Raw genomic sequence first — 2,108 nt, 5'->3', positions numbered from 1 at the left:
GAGTTGCGTATAGGCAGCCTTTTCCTTTTTGTGCTGTTTCGTTGTCATAAAATCTTTCCTTTCAAAATACTGCCTATACGCAACTCTTACTAGTATAACTAAGTCTTGGGAACTCTATCCAATTATCTACTTTAAAAAAGACTAGCCAGAATAAACAAAATCCTGTTAAATTAAACGGTAGACATTTGCTGAAATAAAGGAGCTGTACATATGATAAACGTTTATATTCCAGCGCTTGAAACAAGCGCTGGCGAAAAAGCGGCACGCTATATTGATACATTAACCAAACCGATAGGAAGCCTTGGAAGACTCGAAGAAATAGCAGTGGAATTAGCGGCCATGACCGGGGAAGTTTTTCCGACAGTCACGCCGCCAGGAGTCCTCGTTTTTGCAGGCGATCATGGAATTGTAAAAGAAGGAGTTTCAGCCTATCCGCAAGACGTAACGGCACAAATGGCGCTGAATTTTTTGCAGGGAGGAGCAGCTATTAACGTGTTTAGTCAGCAAATAGATGCCCAGTTCAAACTGATTGACATCGGAATTGCTTCTGACCTTTCCCATACGGACCTTGTACAACGCAAAGTGAAGCTGGGCACAGCAAGTTTTTATAAAGAAGATGCGATGACGCGCAGTGAGGCAGAACTGGCTGTTCAAGTCGGATATGAAGAAGCTGAAGAGCTTATTGCCCAAGGAATTAAATGTTTGATTGTAGGAGAAATGGGCATCGGAAATACTACATCAAGCACGGCTATTTTAGCTGTATTGACAGGAGAAAAAGTCTCTAAGCTTGCAGGAATGGGCACAGGGATTTCTGACGAACAACTGCGCCACAAAGTGAATGTGATTGAAGAAGCGCTGCAAAACAGGCACATTAACCCTCAGGATCCGATTGATATTATTAGTAAAATAGGGGGGCTTGAAATTGCCGGGATGACAGGTGCTATGCTGGCGGCAGCTGCTCACCGTATTCCTATTTTAGTAGATGGTTTTATATGTACAGTTGCAGCCCTTCTAGCGACAGAAATCAATATACAAGCAAGAGACTATATGTTTGCTAGTCACGAATCTGTTGAACAAGGTCATGCGTGTGCAATGAAGCTTCTTGGCAAGAAACCGCTCCTCAACCTCAATCTTCGTTTAGGTGAGGGAAGTGGAGCTGCTGTTACATTTCCACTGCTGCACTCAGCTTCACTGATGATTGCCAATATGGCCACATTTCAATCTGCGGGAGTGTCTGAGAAAGAATAAACCTAAAAAAGACATGGGAACAAAACCATGTCTTTTTTCTTTATTTTATAAAAAAATCTTATATTTTTAACATCATAAACCAATAAATGCTAAAGCTAGCACCTGTTAAAATAAATGATCCAATAATTAACAATACCAGTGCAAYGCGTCGTTTAATCGCTTGAATTTCTCTATCTTTTGGCAAACGTCCCATTGGTCTTCCTCCATTATGTAAATATTTCACGTATTTTCCTATTTTACTTCGCTTTAAAAAGAGAGAACATATGTCAAAGTTACTAAAAATCAAATTATTTTACAAAAAAATTGTATCCCCGTTACAGCAGGGCAAAGAATACGTATTTTTTCAGTTAGAAAAGGACTGCTCTAAAGGTTTACTTACATGGCAACAACCTTTATCATATAACTGACTATACTATGATGTTATCCAAAGTTGGAAGAAATCTCAATAAATGTGAGTGTTATAATTACATGATAAGAGTCAGAAAATTTTAAAAAAGAGTGTGAGCAAACAATGAACGGTATGTTGATTATTCGGAACGGTGCTCCTTTTTATGAAGGAGCTTCCGTGCCTATTCCAAAAGATAAAGCCTGTATTATCGGACGAAGCAGTGAAGAATGGGAGCCTTATCTGGCCTTCCAAAGTGCTTACATTTCACGCAAGCATTTTGAAGTAACGTACGAAAGCAATGCCTTTTTCATTACAGACTTGTTTAGTAAACACGGGACAAAAGTAAACGGAGAAGAGTTACAGCCTGGAACCCCTCGTTTATTGAAAGAGCAGGATGTCATTACCTTAGCAAATGAGGAGGCAGCTTTAGTATTTAGAAATGATGATATGGATGCAACCCTCGATTTAGGAC

At 39.6% G+C, this 2,108-nt stretch carries 3 protein-coding genes; 2 read left to right on the top strand and 1 reads right to left on the bottom strand.

Annotated features, from left to right (window positions below; all coding sequences use genetic code 11):
• Positions 1–210 precede the first annotated feature (210 nt).
• Positions 211–1,248, top strand: coding sequence for a nicotinate-nucleotide--dimethylbenzimidazole phosphoribosyltransferase (cobT, locus tag AC1DRF_RS24545; protein ID WP_427075999.1), 1,038 nt, complete (start codon positions 211–213; stop codon positions 1,246–1,248).
• Positions 1,249–1,306: 58 nt separating this feature from the next.
• Here cobT and AC1DRF_RS24540 read toward each other — a convergent pair whose 3' ends face one another.
• Positions 1,307–1,441, bottom strand: coding sequence for a hypothetical protein (locus AC1DRF_RS24540; protein ID WP_477741923.1), 135 nt, complete (start codon positions 1,439–1,441; stop codon positions 1,307–1,309).
• 318 nt (positions 1,442–1,759) lie between these two features.
• On the opposite strand from AC1DRF_RS24540, the gene AC1DRF_RS24535 reads away from it, so the two are divergent.
• On the top strand, positions 1,760–2,108 hold a 349-nt coding region (locus AC1DRF_RS24535), incomplete at its 3' end, for an FHA domain-containing protein (protein ID WP_477741922.1).

The organism is Priestia sp. P5_B4, from assembly GCF_056400385.1.
This window is presented reverse-complemented; position numbering and strand designations above follow the sequence as displayed.

What these genes read in the sequence shown, in the direction of transcription:
- cobT (WP_427075999.1), top strand. Translation starts at nt 211, where the DNA reads ATGATAAACGTTTATATTCCAGCGCTTGAAACAAGCGCTGGCGAAAAA.